The sequence below is a fragment of the Inquilinus limosus MP06 genome, from assembly GCF_000767795.1.
GTDB classification, from domain to species: domain Bacteria; phylum Pseudomonadota; class Alphaproteobacteria; order DSM-16000; family Inquilinaceae; genus Inquilinus; species Inquilinus limosus_E.
This window is the reverse complement of the sequence record NZ_JANX01000952.1, coordinates 1-1,398: the sequence shown is the minus strand read 5'-3', so window position 1 is coordinate 1,398 and position 1,398 is coordinate 1. Positions and strand designations below refer to the sequence as shown.

1 protein-coding gene and 1 pseudogene are annotated in these 1,398 nt (G+C 71.2%); both read left to right on the top strand.

Annotated features, from left to right (window positions below):
* Positions 1-408 (top strand): DUF6456 domain-containing protein (locus P409_RS39730; protein ID WP_238578846.1); only part of this gene is annotated, 408 nt, incomplete at its 5' end.
* 333 nt (positions 409-741) lie between these two features.
* Positions 742-1,398: pseudogene (locus tag P409_RS34320) on the top strand (hypothetical protein); the annotation flags it as partial.

The window sequence follows — 1,398 nt, the reverse complement described above, 5'->3', positions numbered from 1 at the left end:
GGCTCGATCAGCCCGCGCATGCATTCCGCCGGGCAGCGGCTGCGCGGCCAGTTCGAGATCGGCGTGCTGGGGGTGCAGGACCGCGACGGCGAGCTGCCGCCCGGGATCCGCGGCTCCGGCATGGTGCTGACCCCGGGCGAGGTCCAGCTCGAAGCCCTGCGCGCCTATAGATCGGCGCTGCGCTGCCTCGGCGCCCATGTCGGCGCGGTGGTGGAGGCGGTGTGCTGCCACGAGCAGGACGTCTCGGCCGTGGCCGGCAGGCAGGGGCGCCATCGCGACCGGGTGATGGGGGTGCTGGAGGACGGGCTGAAGACGCTGGCCGATCATTATCGCCTGACCGGGCGCGACGATCCTGCCCCGGACAAGGGGACGCGCGGTCCCCGGCCCCGCGCCATCGGCGTCCCGTGATCGGGGCGCGCCCGAATTTCGGGTGCTTCCTGGGCGCGTATGCCAGGCGCCCTCCGGATGGCGCAGCGCTGCCTTGCCCGCATTCCAGGCCAGCCTCGATCGGTTGTAAGAAAGCTGCCACAAGGAAGGGCTAAGAGATCGTCTTGAAATGCGCTGGCGTGAGTCGGCTGGCGGTGGTTTCGAGAACCGGAGCGCAGCGCACGTTTGTGTGTGAGCACCGGAAGCGGAGAAGCCGCCGTCAGACGGCCGCGCCAGTAGCGTTTCCAAACGGTCTCTCAGTCTAGGCGCCTGCGATCATCCCGGGCCCATGCACGCATGCTTGAAGGTTCCATCATGAACGACAGGACGGCCGGCCTCGCCGCGGCGCCCTCACCGGCCCGCGGGCCCGCCCCCTCGCTGACCATTGTCGGCGCCCGGGCGCTGGTCGATGGCCGATTCGAGGAGGCGGTAATCCGCATCGAGGCGGGGCGCATCGCCGAGATCGCGGGCTCGGAGGGTCGAACCGCCGATGGCCGGCTCGACGGGCGCGGCCGCCTGATGCTGCCGGGCATCGTCGACCTGCATGGCGACGCCTTCGAGCGGTCGCTGATGCCGCGGCCGGGCGTGCGGTTCCCGACGGCGCTGGCGCTGGACGAGGCGGACCGGGTGATGGCCGGCTTCGGCATCACCACGGCGCTGCACGGCGTCACCTATTCCTGGGAGCCGGGGCTGCGCGGGCGCGAGACCTTCCTGGCCCTGGCCGGGGCGCTGCGCGACCTGCGCGGCCGCCTGCGCTGCGACACCCATCTGCATCTGCGCTTCGAGGTGCACAATCATGACGGCCTCAAGGAGGTGGCGCCGCTGATCGCCGACGGCACCATCGGCGTGGTCGCCTTCAACGACCACCTGGCCGATATCGAGGAGGACCTGGCGAACCCGGAGAAGGCGGCGCGTTATCCGGGACGCACGGGCCTCTCCATCGAGGCATTCCGCGCGCTGATGCGGCGGGTC